The organism is Microbispora cellulosiformans, assembly GCF_008728085.1.
In the GTDB taxonomy this organism is placed as follows: domain Bacteria; phylum Actinomycetota; class Actinomycetes; order Streptosporangiales; family Streptosporangiaceae; genus Microbispora; species Microbispora amethystogenes.
Genome location: NZ_VYTZ01000006.1, coordinates 588,227 through 603,368, shown reverse-complemented (window position 1 = coordinate 603,368; position 15,142 = coordinate 588,227). Strand labels below are relative to the sequence as shown.

The 15,142-nt window shown below is 72.4% G+C and carries 12 protein-coding genes; 4 read left to right on the top strand and 8 right to left on the bottom strand.

The genetic code is table 11. From position 1 onward, the window contains the following. Window positions 1–250: 250 nt before the first annotated feature. A complete protein-coding gene (locus F5972_RS19655) occupies window positions 251–1,237 on the bottom strand; it encodes a patatin-like phospholipase family protein (protein ID WP_150934988.1) in 987 nt (328 codons plus the stop codon). A 324-nt stretch (window positions 1,238–1,561) separates the two neighbouring features. Between F5972_RS19655 and F5972_RS38225 the strand changes: the two genes are divergently transcribed. Both F5972_RS38225 and F5972_RS19645 read left to right on the top strand, forming a co-directional pair. Beyond that, the gene (locus tag F5972_RS38225) at window positions 1,562–3,352 is read left to right on the top strand and encodes an MGMT family protein (RefSeq protein ID WP_225311654.1); all 1,791 of its coding nucleotides are present in this window, start codon (window positions 1,562–1,564) and stop codon (window positions 3,350–3,352) included. A gap of 86 nt (window positions 3,353–3,438) precedes the next feature. Beyond that, window positions 3,439–4,029 carry a GNAT family N-acetyltransferase gene (locus F5972_RS19645; protein ID WP_150934987.1) on the top strand — a complete coding sequence of 197 codons (591 nt, stop codon included), beginning with the start codon at window positions 3,439–3,441 and terminating at the stop codon, window positions 4,027–4,029. Window positions 4,030–4,095: 66 nt separating this feature from the next. On the opposite strand, the gene F5972_RS19640 is transcribed toward F5972_RS19645, so the two are convergent. The 3 genes from F5972_RS19640 to F5972_RS19630 are packed head-to-tail and all read right to left on the bottom strand — an operon-like array spanning window position 4,096 to window position 7,567. After that, window positions 4,096–5,307, bottom strand: a complete 1,212-nt coding sequence (locus tag F5972_RS19640) for an acyl-CoA dehydrogenase family protein (protein ID WP_150934986.1) — start codon at window positions 5,305–5,307, stop codon at window positions 4,096–4,098. A gap of 56 nt (window positions 5,308–5,363) precedes the next feature. After that, window positions 5,364–6,329 carry a glucosyl-3-phosphoglycerate synthase gene (locus tag F5972_RS19635; RefSeq protein ID WP_150934985.1) on the bottom strand — a complete coding sequence of 322 codons (966 nt, stop codon included), beginning with the start codon at window positions 6,327–6,329 and terminating at the stop codon, window positions 5,364–5,366. A gap of 32 nt (window positions 6,330–6,361) precedes the next feature. Then, a complete protein-coding gene (locus F5972_RS19630; protein ID WP_150934984.1) occupies window positions 6,362–7,567 on the bottom strand; it encodes an MFS transporter in 1,206 nt (401 codons plus the stop codon). 143 nt (window positions 7,568–7,710) lie between these two features. On the opposite strand from F5972_RS19630, the gene F5972_RS19625 reads away from it, so the two are divergent. Beyond that, on the top strand, window positions 7,711–8,310 hold the full coding sequence (locus F5972_RS19625; protein ID WP_150934983.1) for a TetR/AcrR family transcriptional regulator: 600 nt from the start codon (window positions 7,711–7,713) through the stop codon (window positions 8,308–8,310). Between the two features lie 29 nt (window positions 8,311–8,339). Here F5972_RS19625 and F5972_RS19620 read toward each other — a convergent pair whose 3' ends face one another. Both F5972_RS19620 and F5972_RS19615 read right to left on the bottom strand, forming a co-directional pair. Further along, on the bottom strand, window positions 8,340–9,140 hold the full coding sequence (locus F5972_RS19620; RefSeq protein WP_150934982.1) for an inositol monophosphatase family protein: 801 nt from the start codon (window positions 9,138–9,140) through the stop codon (window positions 8,340–8,342). A gap of 17 nt (window positions 9,141–9,157) precedes the next feature. Continuing rightward, entirely contained in the window at window positions 9,158–10,630 is a 1,473-nt protein-coding gene (locus tag F5972_RS19615) for a helix-turn-helix transcriptional regulator (RefSeq protein WP_225311653.1), read from the bottom strand. A 244-nt stretch (window positions 10,631–10,874) separates the two neighbouring features. Between F5972_RS19615 and aceA the strand changes: the two genes are divergently transcribed. Then, window positions 10,875–12,167, top strand: a complete 1,293-nt coding sequence (aceA, locus tag F5972_RS19610) for an isocitrate lyase (protein ID WP_150934981.1) — start codon at window positions 10,875–10,877, stop codon at window positions 12,165–12,167. Between the two features lie 213 nt (window positions 12,168–12,380). Here the strand turns inward: aceA and F5972_RS19605 are convergent, their stop codons facing one another. Both F5972_RS19605 and F5972_RS19600 read right to left on the bottom strand, forming a co-directional pair. After that, window positions 12,381–13,181, bottom strand: a complete 801-nt coding sequence (locus tag F5972_RS19605; RefSeq protein ID WP_150934980.1) for an ABC transporter ATP-binding protein — start codon at window positions 13,179–13,181, stop codon at window positions 12,381–12,383. 62 nt (window positions 13,182–13,243) lie between these two features. Further along, a complete protein-coding gene (locus tag F5972_RS19600) occupies window positions 13,244–14,953 on the bottom strand; it encodes a serine/threonine-protein kinase (RefSeq protein ID WP_150934979.1) in 1,710 nt (569 codons plus the stop codon). Between the last annotated feature and the right edge of the window lie 189 nt (window positions 14,954–15,142).

The window sequence follows — 15,142 nt, the reverse complement described above, 5'->3', positions numbered from 1 at the left end:
TTCTCCCCGGCGCCGCGGCCGTCGCCACGTGGCTGAACAGACGCGACTTCGACCGCGGCTGGGAGCCCGCGGACACCGACGACGTCCCGCTCATCGCCGCGGTCGTGGCGGCCCGGCCGCCGGAATGGCGCAGAGATCTCGCCGTACGGCTGGCGCGGCGGTTGCGCGGCGCCCGCCCCCGGCCCGACCGGCGGGAGCGAACTCGTCCGTCAAGCGCGCCGATTGCACGGACAGCTTTCCGGCAGCGCCTTTACAAAGTAGATTCGCGGGGCGGGTGCGAGCCGTGGTCCGCTTCGTGCGGGGAGCCGAGCGGGCGGGCGAGAGCGGGGTGGGGTTCGCGCCGCTCCAGCCAGTGGGTGGCCGACAGGGTCGCACGTTCGATCATGTCGGCTGTGGCGCGGAAGTCGACGGGCAGCACCTCGACCGGGCAGAGCGGCGGCAGCACGTGGAGGCGGGTCCGTCGCCTGTTCTGCCTGATCGAGGCGCTGATGCGCTGCTCGCTGAGCAGGTTGTAGCCGTGCAGGGCCATGGCGATCGCCGTCGACGGCGCGGCCGGCAGGTGGCAGGTGAATCCGGGCGCCAGCAGGTACGCCTCGTCGACGCCCGCGTCCACCGCGTAGTCGAGGGTGGTCAGGTCGGCGACGCCGCCGTCCATGAGGACCCGGTCGCCGATCGTCACGGTGGGATACAGGGCCGGGATCGCGGTGCTGGCCAGCAACGCCGACAGCGCGGGCCCCCGCGACAGGACCACCGGCCGGCCCGTCCGGACGTCCGCGGTGAGCACCGACAGCGGCGTCCGCGTCTCCTCCAGGGCGCGGATCGGCAGGATGCGTTCGAGGAACCGCCGCAGGGCGGAGTTGTCGAACAGGTAGTTGCGGCGGCCCAGCACGGCCGCGGCCAGCGTGGCCGGATTGAGCGGGAAGGTGTAGTTGAGCACGCCCAGTGCCTGCAGGGCTCCCCGCAGGGGATGGAAGGGCAGGTTGCCTGCCAGCGTGCGGAGCACGTCGGGCCCGCTCACCGGGTACACGTCGTGGCCGCTCACCGACAGCCACAGCCGGGCCAGTTCCTCCACCCCTTCGGCGTCGGGGCGGGATGCGTAGTAGGCGCCGTTGAGTGCCCCGATCGAGGCGCCCACCACCATGTCGGCGCGGATGCCGTGAGCGGTGAGCGCGCGGAGCATGCCGACCTGCGCGGCTCCCAGGCTGCCGCCGCCCCACAGGATGAACGCCGTCGTCATCGGCCGCTTCCCCACGCTCCCCCGGCCCGGTCTCCCTTCCTACCCGTACGTCCTCGTTTCACCCGCTATAGGCAGAGACCCTGGACCTCCGCGAATCCCTCCACCCGTGTGCTTTTCTCGGAACCCTCACGGCATGAAGTGGAACGGGGTATTTCCCCTTAGGATCGTGTTTATCCTGCCGGAGGCGACAGTCGAAAGGCAGGAATCTCCCCCATGGCCTATGCCGATCAGATCTCTCCCATCCTCCGCGCGACGTTCGAACTTCTGCGGGAGGCCGGACGGCCTCTGCCGCCAGGAGAAGTGCGCGAAGAAGTGGAGGAAAGAGTGCCCATCGGCCCGGAACTCCGCGCTCCGAACGCGCACGGCCAGGCGCGCTGGTGGGCGCAACTGGGATTCCGCACGGGAGAGGCCGCCTCGCTCGGCTGGATGACCAAACGGAACGGCTGGGCGATCACGGAAGCCGGCGTCCGCGCGCTCCAGGAATTCCCCGGCACCGAGTTCTACCGCGAACTGGCGCGCCAGTACCGCGCGAGGAGACTGCCGCCACAGGGCCGCGTTTACCGCGACCCCCGCTGGAATGTCGTTCTGGAAGCCCTGAAACGACTGGAGCCGGGCACCTGGACCACCTATGGCGACCTGGCGGCCCTCGTCGGCATGTCGGCGCAGGCGGTCGGGGGTTTCATGGCCGAGAGCACCGACGCCGACCATGCCCACCGGGTCCTCCAGTCAGGCGGACGGGTCTCCCCGCAATTCCGCTGGTCGGACCCGGAACGGACCGACGACCCGCGCCAGGTGCTCGAAGGGGAGGGCCTGACCTTCGACCAGGCCGGCCGAGCCGACCCCGGCCGGCACGTCACCGCCGAGCGGCTCCGCACGAGGCTCGCCCAGACCGGCGTCGTCCTGCCGGGAACGGAGGCTCCCCCGCCCGGACCTCCGCACGACCCGACTCCGGCCGCGTTCGAGCAGTTCCAGCAGAACCTCGAGTACGCCCGGCAACTGGTCGACGGCGGCCGCAATCTGGAGCGGCTCGCGGTCGGCTCCTTCGACGTCACCGACCTCTACCGCGCCGCCTGGTCCCAGGCCGTGGCGGCCCTCGACCACTGGGTCACGCGGGAGATCGTGGATCGGGCGATGGGCCTCGCGCTGACCCCGGCACTGCCCCGGCCTCGCAAGTTCAACAGCCTGAGCATCCCCGTCGAACTGTTCGAGAAGGTTCACCATCACGACGAGCCTCTCGGGGAGACCTTCCGTGCGCACCTGGAGCGGCATTTCTCCTTCATGACCTTCCAGAACCCAGACAAGATCAAGGAAGGGTTCGCGCACGTCAGCGAGGTGAACCTCTGGGTCAGAGTCGCCGAGGTCCTGACCGCCCAGGACACCAGGAACCCGATCACCGCGGACGGCGTCCGCACCAGGCTCCGGGAGATCGCCTGGCGCCGGAACAACATCGCCCACACCGCCGACCACGACCCGGGCCGGCCCGGGCAGAAGACCCCGATCACCGCGGACGAGGCGGAGGCGACCATCGAATGGCTCGAGACGATGGCCATCGCCATCCAGCTGGCCCTCGGCGACTCCCTTCCGGAAGCGAGCCCCGATGCGATCCGGACCACCCCCTCGGCCGCCGAAGCAGGACAAGCTGATCGTTCTCGGGGAAAACGCACCTGGGACGAGCCCAGCTTCCTCCAGGCCGTCGAGCAGTACTGCCCCGCCGACGTACGCGACACACTGCTGGCCGTCTACCGTCACGCCGAGAGCCACCCGTCCTTCCACGAGTACTACTTCGGCGAAGGCGAGTATCCCTCGGTCACCGCCTGGTTCAATCTCGGCTCCGACAAGGCCTCCGTGTGGAGCGTCTACACCAGCCCGGCCAAGTCCGTCCTGGCCGTCAACTTCGGTTCCGTACGCAATCACGGCGCATCACGGGAGCGCATGGCGCGGCTCGCCGAAAGGCTGGCCATTCTTCCGGGGGCGGCCCGTCTTCGCGACCAACTCGAATCCGCCGACTATGGAAAGTACCCGTCGTTGCAGCCGAGCGCCCTCGCGCGCCCGGAGGCGCGGGAGATCGTCATCGCGGCCCTGAACGAGTTCCTGGCCGGCGGAATCCTCCTCTGACGCCGCCGGCTGACGAGCCCGGCTTCTCGCCACCCCATGGCAAGCTGTTCGCACGCCCAGCCACAGACGTGACCAGGGGAGCGGCCTTGCAGCGACATCAGGGCTCGGTGCCCGCCCTGCCCCCGCCGTACACCATCCGCCGGGCCGGCCCTGACGACGCCGGTACCGTCCTGGCCCTGCTCAACGCCTCCGCCGCCTGGATACACGAGCGTGATCAGGGCGACGGCTGGCCCAAAGCCGGGTTCGGCCTGGACCGCGTCACCCCCGGCATCACCAGTGGCGCGATCCGGCTGGTCGAACACTCCGGCCGCTGGCCGCAGGCCACCTTGGCCGTCGACCAGTGCCCCGACCCCGAGTTCGGCGCGGCCGGCCTCGACCCCGTCGAGGACAAAGCCCTGATCCTGCACAGGCTCGCCATCGTACGCCCCCACCCGCACCAGCCGCCCGGCTGGGACGTCCCCACGCCGCCACCGGGCACGCTGGGCCGGATGCTGATCGAGTGGACCGTCCGCCAGGCCCGCCGCCAGGGCTTCCCGTGGGTGTGGCTCAACGTCGCCCGCGAGGCGATCCCGCTGCAGGCGTACTACGCCCGGTGCGGGTTCGAGCACATCGCGACCGTCGCACTGCCCGGCCGCCGGTCCGGCTCACTGTGGCGCCGCCCCACCACAGCACACTGACCCGCGCGGAAGTGCCGGGACCCGGACGCCACCGTCCCAGCCGGATGGATGACGGCCAGGGTGGAATCAGCGGACGGGGAGGCCGGTGACGGCGCGGCCGATGATGAGGCGCTGGATCTCGCTGGTGCCCTCGAAGATGGTGTAGATCTTGGCGTCGCGGTGGAAGCGCTCGACCGGGTGCTCGCGGGTGTAGCCGGCCCCGCCGAGGATCTGGATCGCCTGCTCGGTCACCCAGACGGCGGTCTCGCTCGCGACCAGCTTGCTCATCGACCCCTCGGCCTGCTCGAACGGCCTGCCCTGGCGGGCCATCCAGGCGGCCCGCCAGGTCATCAGGCGGGCGACGTCCACCCGGGTGGCCATGTCGGCGAGCAGGAACGCGATGGCCTGGTTCTCGCCGATCCTCCGGCCGAACTGCTCGCGCTCCCGCGCGTAGTCGCGGGCGTACTCGAAGGCGGCGCGGGCGATGCCCACGGCCATGGCGGCGACCGTGGGACGGGTGGTCTCGAACGTGCGCATCGCGGCCTGCCCGCCGGCCCGCGCTCCGGCGCGCACCCGGGCCAGCCGCTCGTCCAGCTTCTCCTTGCCGCCGAGCAGGCACCGGCCGGGCACCCGTACGTCCTCCAGGACCACCTCGGCCGTGTGTGAGGCGCGGATGCCGTGCTTCCTGAACTTCTGGCCCTGCGACAGGCCCGGCGTGCCGGGCGGGACCACGAAGGACGCCTGTCCCCGGGTGCCCAGCGACGGGTCGACCGTGGCCACGATGATGTGGACGGCGGCGATGCCGCCGTTGGTCGCCCAGGTCTTCACGCCGTTCAGGACCCACTCGTCCGTTGCCTCGTCGTAGACGGCCCGCGTCCTGATCGCGCCGACGTCGCTGCCCGCGTCCGGCTCGGAGGAGCAGAACGCGCCGAGCCTGACGTCGTCGGGGGTGCCGAACATCTCGGGCAGCCACTCCCCCATCTGCTCGGGGGTGCCGTTGGAGGCGAGGGCCGCTGCGGCCAGGCCGGTGCCGACGATGGACAGGCCGATCCCGGCGTCACCCCAGAACAGCTCCTCGAACGCCACCGGCAGGCCGAGCCCCGACTCCTCGAACCACTGCTGGGCGAAGAAGTCCAGCGAGTACAGCCCGATCTTGGCGGCCTCCTGGATCACCGGCCAGGGCGTCTCCTCACGCTCGTCCCATTCCGCCCCGGCGGGCCGTATGACGTCCCGGGCGAACTCGTGGACCCAGTCGCGCACCTCGCGGACGTCGCCGCTCAACTCCGGGCAGAAGGTCATCGGGGCCTCTCCTCTCCACAGTGTTACCAACGGTAACACCACCGAGGGAGCGTCGCTCAGCGCAGGCGCGACGCGTACTGCGGGACCGTCGCCATCGGCGGACGCTCGGCCACCGCGACGTCCCGCGTGACCGCGCGGTGCCCGGCGTGGCCGCGCTCGAACTGCACCAGCCGAGACGACGGCTCGCGTAGCGGAATGATCCGATCCTGGCGCTCCAGCCGGGCCCACGCGGTGTGCATGATCTGCCCGGCCATCCCGCCGAGCGCCTCTGTGGACTGGTGCGAGTGGATCCGGCGGCCCAGGTCGACCTGGGCGAGCGCGTCGAGCCCCACCTGGTCGAGCAGGTCGATGAGGAGGCCCAGCTCCACGCCGTACCCGGTGACGAACGGCACCCGCTCCAGGACCGCGCGGCGGCCGGCGTACTCGCCCGCGAGCGGCTGCACGAACCCCGCGAGCAGCGGCCAGTGCAGGTTGAGCAGCGGCCGGGCGACCAGCTCGGTGACCCTGCCTCCCGCGTTCGGCTCCGCCGCCCCGAGCAGCGGCCGGTCGTAGCACGCCTTGACGTACGCGACCGAGGGGTCGGCCAGCAGCGGCCCGAGCAGGCCGGTCACGAACGAGGTCCGGAACTCACGCAGATCGGCGTCGACGAACACCACCAGGTCGCCGGTGGTCACGGCGAGGGACTTCCACAGCACCTCGCCCTTCCCGTCGAAGCGCGGGTCGTGCAGTTCGGGGAGGATCTCGTCCTGCGCGAAGACCTTCGCGCCGGCGCGTAACGCCCGCACCGCCGTCCCGTCCGCCGACCGGGAGTCGATCACCACCAGCTCGTCCACCAGCGGGACGGCCTCCACCAGGTCACGGCGGACCGCGGCGACGATCTCCCCGACCGTCTCCGCCTCGTTCCTGGCGGGCAGCACCACCGAGATCCTGCTGTCCCCCTTGGCGGACAGCAGGGCGCGGACCGGCCAGTCCGCCGCCGACGAGGTACGCCGGGCCAGCCAGGCCTCCACCTCAGGCAGCACGCGCCCTCCCTCACCACCGCATCCGACAAGGCTCACCTTATGCCGCGGCCGGACGACGCGATCAGGACGAGCCCCCCTCCCAGCGCCAGCACCGCCGCCACGCCGCACATGAGGGCGGCGAAGCCGTACGGCGCGGCGGCCGAGGCGGCGACCGGGCCGAGGCTCGCCCCGGTGAACAGGAAGAACGTGAACAGGGAGACGGCGGTGGCCCGAGCAGGACCGGCGAGCAGACCCACGGTCTCGATCACGGCGGGGGCGGTGACGCCGATCGCGAAGGCGAAGGCGGCCAGCAGCACCGCCAGCCCCGCGACGCCGGGGGCGGTCACCCCGACCACGAATGCGATCACGGCGGCGGCGCCGAGCATCACCGCCGCCCGGCGCGCCGGGGAGAACCGGGTGAGGTACGGCGTCACGAACGGGATCACGGCGATCGCCGGGAGCGCGGTGGCCCGCAGCGCCAGCAGCGCGGAGGGGTCGCCGGCGATGCCCGCCGGGCCTTCCAGCTGCAACGCGGTGTAGAGGGCGACGAACGCGCCGAGCACCGTCAGCGTGGCGGCGTACATCAGCACCAGGCGCGGGTCGCGCAGCAGGATCGGCACGGCGGCGTAAGGATTGCCTCCGGCCCCGCGGGAGGCGTCGGGCAGCATCACCCGCCGCAGCACCACGGTCATGACGGCGAACGCGGCGCCGCCGAGCAGGAAGACCGGCCGCCATCCGAGCAGGTCGGCGAGGGCCTTGCCGGCGAGCTGGGCCACCACGGCCGAGGCGAACAGCGCGCTGACCACGGAGGTCATCGTCACGGCCCGGCGTCGGGGCTCGACGCGCTCGGCGATGTACGCGAACGCGGTGGGGGCGAAGACGGCGGTGGTGACGCCCTCGATCACCCGCAGGGCGAGCGCCGCCCCCGGCCCGGGGCTCAGCGCGACCGATGCCGTGGTCACCGCCGTGGCCGCCATGCCCCAGGTCATCACGCGGCGCCTGCCGTACAGGTCGGACAGCGGGCCGAACAGCAGGAAACCGCCCGCGTAGCCGAGGCCGAACGCGCTGACGAGCCAGGTCAGGACGGCGGCGGGGGCGCCCCACTCGGCCGACATCCGGCCCAGCAGGGGGATCACGACGTAAAGGTGCCCGGTGGCGAGGAGCCCGGCCGGTACGAACGCCGCCACAGTGCGGCGCGGCGGCGCGTAGGTCGCGTCGGCGGCAGCGGGTGGGCGGAGGGCGGACGTCGATGTGCTCATGGCCGGGAAGGTAGCCAACCAACCGGTTGGATGTCAACCAACCAGTTGGTGGCCGGATCGGTATGCTGGGCGCGTCAGCTCCCTAGAAGCGTCACCTCCCGAACCGTCAGTCCCCGCTCGCTCGTGAACACGGAGGAAGGCCGATGCCGCCCCGCAAAGACGTCAAGGACCCCACCGCCGCCACCAAGGCCGCCCTGCTGGAGGCCGCGCGCGCGGAGTTCGCGGCGTACGGCGTGGCCGGCGCCCGGGTGGACCGCATCGCCGATCGGGCGGGGGTCAACAAGGAGCGGATCTACGGTCACTTCGGCAGCAAGGAGAAGCTGTTCGACACCGTCGTCGCGGCGGCGCTGGACGAGGCGACCGAGGCCGTCGCGATGCCCGGCGACGACCCCGCCGACTACGTGAGCAGGCTGTTCGACTACTACGCCGCCCACCCCGACGTCGTACGGCTGATGATGTGGGAGGCGCTGCACTACCGGAGTGAGGACGCCCTGCTCCCCGGCCAGGAGCGCCGGGTGGACAAGTGCCACTCGAAGACCGTCTCACTGGCCGCGGGGCTCGGCCGGGAGCCCGACGCGGCGATGGCCCGCACCCTGTTCACGCTCATCGGCATGGCCATGTGGCCGAGCGCCATGCCACAGCTCGCGCGGATCACGGCCGGTGAGGACGCGACGACCTCCGAGGGCCGCGAGGCGCTGCGCGGGCACCTGATGGAGTTCGTCCGCGCCGCCGTCCGGGACTGACCCCGGCGGGTCGGCATCGAGGGCTCTCGCTACCGCTCCCGCGGGGCCTGCCTGCCGATGATCTCCAGCAGCGCCGCGTGCGTCTCCCGGTCGGCCGCCACGACGAGCCCGCCTGCCCCGGTGTGCGGCGGCTGACCGTGCAAACCGGTCACCACACACCCGGCGGCCCGGCACAACGCGATCCCCGCGGCGAAGTGCACGCTGTCGCGCAGGTGGCCGTCGGTGACGTACGCGGCCCTCCGGCCGGCCGCGACCCACGCCACCGCCAGCGTGGTGGAGACGACCCGCGGGCGGAATCGATCGGCGAACCCGGCGTCGGCGAGCAGCCGGACCGCCCGGAAGCCCGGCGCGTTCGGGAACGGCGGATCGAGGTTGACGTCCACCAGCCGGGTGCCGGACGAGGGCGCTAGCCGCTGGTCCACGCCGTCGCGGCGGGCGTAGGCGTCGACGCCGTCCGTCCAGAACACCTCGCCGGCGAACGGGTCCGCCGAAGCCGCCGCCGTCACCTCGGAGCCCACGCGCAGGGCGACGTTCACCGCGACCAGCATGCTCCGGGCGGCGTAGTTCAGCGTGCCGCAGAGGGGATCGACCAGCCAGACGCGCTCCGCGCCGTGCGGGCCCGTGCGTCCGCTCTCCTCGCCGATCACGGCGTCGTACGGCCGGGCGCCGCGCAGGACGTCGAGGATCGCCTTCTCCGCCTCGACGTCCGCCGCCGTCGCGAAGTCGTCCCCGCCCTTGTCGAAACGCGTCAGCGACGTCCCGTACATGGCGCGCACGACGGTCGCTCCCGCCCGCGCCGCTGTGAGGGCCAGCTCTCCGTCCGTGGTCATCTGTGTGGCGTACGGGCTCAGGTCTGGGTGGCGTGGCGTTCGAGGAAGGCGTACACGTCGGCCTCGTCGACGCCGGGGAACGACCCCGGCGGCAGGGCGGCCAGCACGTGGGAGTTGGCGCGAGCCGAGGGCCAGGCGTACCCCTCCCAGCGCTGCGCCAGCTCGGCGGGCGGGCGGCGGCAGCACTCGCCGGCCGGGCAGTTCGACCTGGTCCGGTGGGTGGTCTCCCGGCCGCGGAACCAGCGCGACTCCCGGTACGGCACGCCGAGCGTGATGGCGAAGTCCTTCTCCTGCGACGGGTCGACGTGGGCGACGCAGAAGTACGTGCCGGTGGGCGAGTCGGAGTACTGGTAGTACAGCGAGAACCGGTCGGGCGAGTGGAACACCTGGCGGCCCGACCACTGCTGGCACAGCCGCTGGCCCTCGATCGCCCCCTGCTCGTCGGCGGGAAAGACGATGCCGTCGTTCTCGTACGCCTTGTAGATGATCCCTCCGGCGTCGTTGCGCACGAAGTGGCAGACGAGGTCGAGATGGCGGGTGGCGAGGTTGGTGAACCGGTGGGCGGCCATCTCGTAGGACACCGCGAAGACGTCGCGCAGGTCCTCGACCGACAGGGCGCGGTCCTGCCTGGCCTCGCGCAGGTACGGCACGGCCGCCGTCTCGGGGACGAGGACGGCGGCGGCGAAGTAGTTGGCCTCCACCCGCTGGCGCAGGAAGTCGGCGAAGTCGCGCGGCCGGTGGTGCTGGAGCGCGATGTGCCCGAGCGTCTGCAGCAGCACGGTCCGGGGCGTGTGCATGCCGAGCTGCTGGCGTTTGACGTAGATGCGACGGTTGCGCAGGTCGGTGACCGAACGGGCCGACCTCGGCAGGTCGGGCGCGGAGTGCACGGTGAACCCGAAGTGGGACACCAACGCCTGCACGGTGCTCTCCGACAACGCGCCGGTGCGGTAGCCCACGGCCGTCAGCGCGTCGGCGGCGGCCTTCTCGATCTCCTCGAAGTAGTTGCCCAGCTCCCGCTGCATGCGCCGTAGTTCGGCGTTGGCCGCCCGCGCCTCCTCCGGCGTCGCCGTGCCCTTCGCCTCCCTGGCCCGCAGCTCCTCGTACAGGCCGAGGATGTGCTCCAGCACGTCGTTGGGCACCCGCGCGGAGACCTTGAGCCGGCTCAGTCCGAGGCTCGCGTACAGCGGGTCGCGCTGGGCCTCCTCCAGGGCGATCTCCAGCTGTGCCCGCCGGTTCGGCGCCTGCCTGCGCAGCAGTTCCTCCACCGGTACGCCGAGCGCGGCGGCGAGCGACTTCAGCAGGGACAGCTTCGGCTCGCGCCTGCCGTTCTCCAGCAGGGACAACTGGCTGGGCGCGCGGCCGACGCGGTCGCCGAGCTCGGAGAGCGTCAGGCCGCGCTGCTTGCGCAGGTGCCTGAGCCGCTGGCCGAAGGCCAGCAGATCGAGCTCCTGCGTCAAAGACAGCGGTTCTTCGCCCAGGACGGAGGTCATGCTCAGATCCTACGCGAAAAATCCGCGATTTTTCCATGGCTGGGCGATCTTGAGTGGGCGGATTGGTCTAGTCCATACGGAAAACTTGACGCTTCTTCGCATAGAAATACTCATCAGTTTCATCATAGAGAGAAAAATTCTCGCTCTTTCCGCACGAGCCGCCTTGCCTGGTCTCTTGATATCGACACAAACTCGGAAGCAAGCCCCAGGTGACGACGAAGTACGCAACAAGGGAGTGAACGGGATGTCCGATCGGCTCACCGCAGCCGCCCAGCGGCTACAGCACGAATGGGACACCGACCCGCGATGGCGGGACGTCCGGCGGACCTACTCCGCCGAGGACGTCGTCCGCCTGCGCGGCTCGGTGCGGGAGGAGCACACGCTGGCCCGGCTCGGCGCGGAGCGCCTGTGGCGCCTGCTCCACAGCGAGGAGTACGTCCACGCGCTCGGCGCGCTGACCGGCAACCAGGCGGTCCAGCAGGTGAGGGCGGGTCTCAAGGCCGTCTACCTGTCGGGCTGGCAGGTGGCGGCCGACGCGAACCTGAGCGGTCACACCTACCCCGACCAGAGCCTCTACCCGGCCAACTCGGTCCCCGCCGTGGTCCGCCGGATCAACAACGCGCTGCTGCGGGCCGACCAGATCTCCTGGGCGGAGGGCGAGGAGAACGCACCGCACTGGCTCGCGCCCATCGTGGCCGACGCCGAGGCCGGGTTCGGCGGCGTGCTCAACGCGTTCGAGCTGATGAAGGCCATGATCGAGGCGGGCGCCGCGGGCGTGCACTGGGAGGACCAGCTCGCCTCCGAGAAGAAGTGCGGCCACCTCGGCGGGAAGGTGCTCGTCCCGACCGGCCAGCATGTCAAGACCCTCAACGCGGCCCGTCTCGCGGCCGACGTGGCGGGCGTCCCCACTCTGGTCATCGCGCGGACCGACGCCCAGGCCGCGACGCTCCTGACCAGCGACGTGGACCCCCGCGACCACGCCTTCACGACCGGCGACCGCACGGCCGAGGGCTACTACCGGGTCCGCAACGGGGTCGACGCCTGCGTCGCCCGCGGCCTCGCCTACGCGCCGTACGCCGACCTGCTGTGGATGGAGACCTCCACCCCGGACCTCGACGTGGCGCGCGAGTTCGCCGAGGCGATCAAGCGGGAGCACCCCGACCAGATGCTGGCCTACAACTGCTCGCCGTCGTTCAACTGGCGCGCGCACCTGGACGACGCGACGATCGCCAAGTTCCAGCGCGAGCTGGGGCACATGGGGTACAAGTTCCAGTTCATCACCCTGGCCGGCTTCCACTCGCTGAACTACTCGATGTTCGACCTCGCCCGCGGCTACGCCGACGAGGGCATGACGGCGTACGTGGGGCTGCAGGAGGCGGAGTTCGCCGCCGAGCGCCGCGGCTACACCGCCACCCGCCACCAGCGGGAGGTCGGCACCGGCTACTTCGACCTGGTCAGCACGGCCATCGCGCCGGACTCCTCCACCACGGCCCTGAAGGGCTCCACGGAGGAGGCGCAGTTCGCCGCGACCCGCTGAGCCGACCCCGGCGGGCGCACCGGGCCGTGACCGGCCCACAGCCGGGGCCCGCCGTGGACTCCGCGCTCACCTCCCGTACGAGCACTCTCGCGAGGGCCCGTACGGGCGGGAGCAGGAGCCGCGGCGGGCCCGACCCCACAGCCTGCCCCCAGCCAAGCCCGCCCCACAGCCGGCGCCCACGACGGCGCTGACGACGGGGCCCGCCCACCCGGCTCAGCGCGGCGCGCGGGCGTACCAGCGGCCGTCCAGGGAGTCGATGCGCAGCCGCCGTCCGAAGCACTCGGACAGACGGGCCTCGGTGAGCACCTCCCCGACCGGACCGGCGGCCAGGATCCGGGCGTCCCGCATCAGCAACGCGTGCGTCGTGGTGGCGGGCACCTCCTCCAGGTGGTGGGTGACCATCACCGTGGTGAGGCCCTGACGGGCCCGCGCCAGGTCCTCCAGCGCCTCGATCAGGTCCTCCCTGGCCGGCAGGTCGAGGCCCGCGAAGGGCTCGTCCAGCAGCAGGATCGCGGGGTCGGCCATCAGCGCCCGGGCGACGCGCACGCGGGCCCGCTCCCCCTGGGAGCACACCCGGAACCTCCGGTCGGCGAGGTCCTTGCAGCCGAGGTCGGCCAGCAGGCGGTGGGCCCGCTCGCGCTCCTCGTCGCCGTACCGGTCCCACAGCGGCGCGCTCGTCCCCGTGTGCCCGGTGAGGACGACGGTGAGCGCCGTCGCGCCCTCCTCCTCCAGCAGCGCCTCGTCCACCAGCCGCTGGCTGGCAGCGACGAGGCCGATGCTGCGCCGCAGCTCCCGCAGGTCGGTGCGGCCGAGCCGCCGCCCGAGCACCGTCGCCGTCCCGGAGGTCGGGTGCCGTACGGCCGCGACCACCGAGAGCATCGTGGTCTTCCCCGCGCCGTTGGGCCCGAGGATCACCCAGTGCTGGCCGTGCTCCACCCGCCAGTCGGCCCCGGCCACCAGGGTCCGGCCGACCACGCGGACGGTCACGTCGTCGAGTTCGAGAGCTGCGTCCATGACCCCAAAGCATGGGGCATGGACGCGCCTGCTCACGACGCCGTCCCAGGAAGTGGACGGCCTCAGGGCCAGGACGGCGCGGGGGTGGCGACGACCCCCGGCGGCTGACCTGCCTGTGGTTGACCTGCCTGTGGTTGACCTGCCTGTGGTTGACCTGCCTGTGGTTGACCTGGCTGTGGTTGACCTGGCTGTGGTTGACCTGCCTGTGGCTGGCTCTCCGACGGCGGGCCCGAACTCGGCTGGGGCGACTCCCCGTCGCCCCACTGCGGCTCGGTGGTGATCTCCGGCGACGGCGGCGGAGAGCTGGGCTGTTCCGGCGGAGAGGGCCGCCCGGGATCACACTCCCCGTGCCGTCCCGGCGCGCAGTGCCCCTCCGGCGGGGGACGCACGCCCCCGCCGTCCGGCGGCGGAGAGGGCACCGCGGTGGCCCGTTGCTCGTCCGGGGTCGCCGCCGCGGGCGGCGGCATCGTGCGCGTGGCCGTCACCGTCGCCCTCGGCTGACGGGCGCTGACGGGCCGCACCGGCGGCCGGGAGGTGCTGAGCACGTCCGGCGACGGCGTGGCGCCGTCCCCGGGGATCACCACCGGCTGCGCGGGCGGCGGATCCGCCGTGCGGTCCATGCGGGCCGCGCCGGTGCCCGCCGCGACCACCGTCACCGCGGCGATCGTGACGGTCGCGAGCGCGGCGAACCCCGCGTGGGACGCCTGCGCCCCCGACCGTGCCTTCTCCTGAGCTCTCGATCGAGCCGCCCGCCGCCGCGCCGCCCTGCCGGGCGGCGGCCCCTCCACCCGCCCCTCCGACCAGCCGTCCTGGGTGCCGACGGCTGCCCCTCCGCGGGTGTCCGCCGGGTAGGCCACGGGCTGCCAGATCTCCTCAAGCACCGCGGCGACCGCCCGCCGCGGATCGGCGGTCGTGTGGACGCCGCCCGCCGCGAGCAGGGAGGCCAGCAGCCGGGCGGCGTCCGGGCGTTCGGCGGGGTCCCGCCGCAGCGCCGCCGCCACGTCGTCCCGCAGCGGCCCCGGCACCGGCGAGATCCGCGGCTCCTCCACCAGGATGCGCCGGGTGAGCGTCTCGGGGTCGCCCGCGCCGAACGGATGCAGCCCGGTCGCCGCGAACGCGACCAGGCACCCCCAGGAGAAGACGTCCGACGCGGGGATCGCGGGACGGCCCCGCAGCCGTTCCGGCGCCACCCACCCCGGGCTGCCCATGATCTGCCCGGCCTGCGTGTGCGACATCGCCACGTCGAGGTCGCGGGCGATGCCGAAGTCGATGACGAACGGCCCGCGCGGGGACAGCAGCACGTTGCCGGGCTTGAGGTCCCGGTGCACCAGCCCCGCCTCGTGGGTCGCCGCCAGCGCGGCGGCCGCGCCGAGGGCCACGCCGTACGCGAGGTCGGGGGTGAGCGGACCGTACGCCGCGACGACCTGGGAGAGCGCGGGGCCGGGGACGTACTCGGTGACGATGTAGGGCCGGTCGCCGTCGAGGCCGTCCTCGACGAAGGCGGCGGTGCAGAACGGCGCCACCCTCCGGGAGAACTCGGCCTCCTCGGCGAATCGGGCCCGCAGCGTCGGGTCCGACAGGTGGACCGGGTGCGGCGTCTTCAGCGCGACGTATCCGCCGCCCGGATGTTCCGCGAGGTAGACCACGCCCATGCCGCCAGCGCCGAGCCGGCCGAGGAGCAGGTAGGCCCCGATGATCACCGGGTCGCCCACGGTCAGCGGGCGCACCCCGGGAGGCATCCCGTTCCGGGGGCCTGTTCCGCCACGTGCCATACGGAAGCTCCCTCTCTCGCGGAAGTGCCGCACAGCCACTGTGGCCGTTTGGAACGGGCCATGCGGTCAACTGACCACAAGCGGCATGAGAGGTAAGACCAATGGCACCCTGGAGTAAGGCGCAAGCAAAGCCCCAGGTCACGGAGGTCCCATTCGTCACAGAAGCGGTCAGTCAGGGCTCCTCGGAGG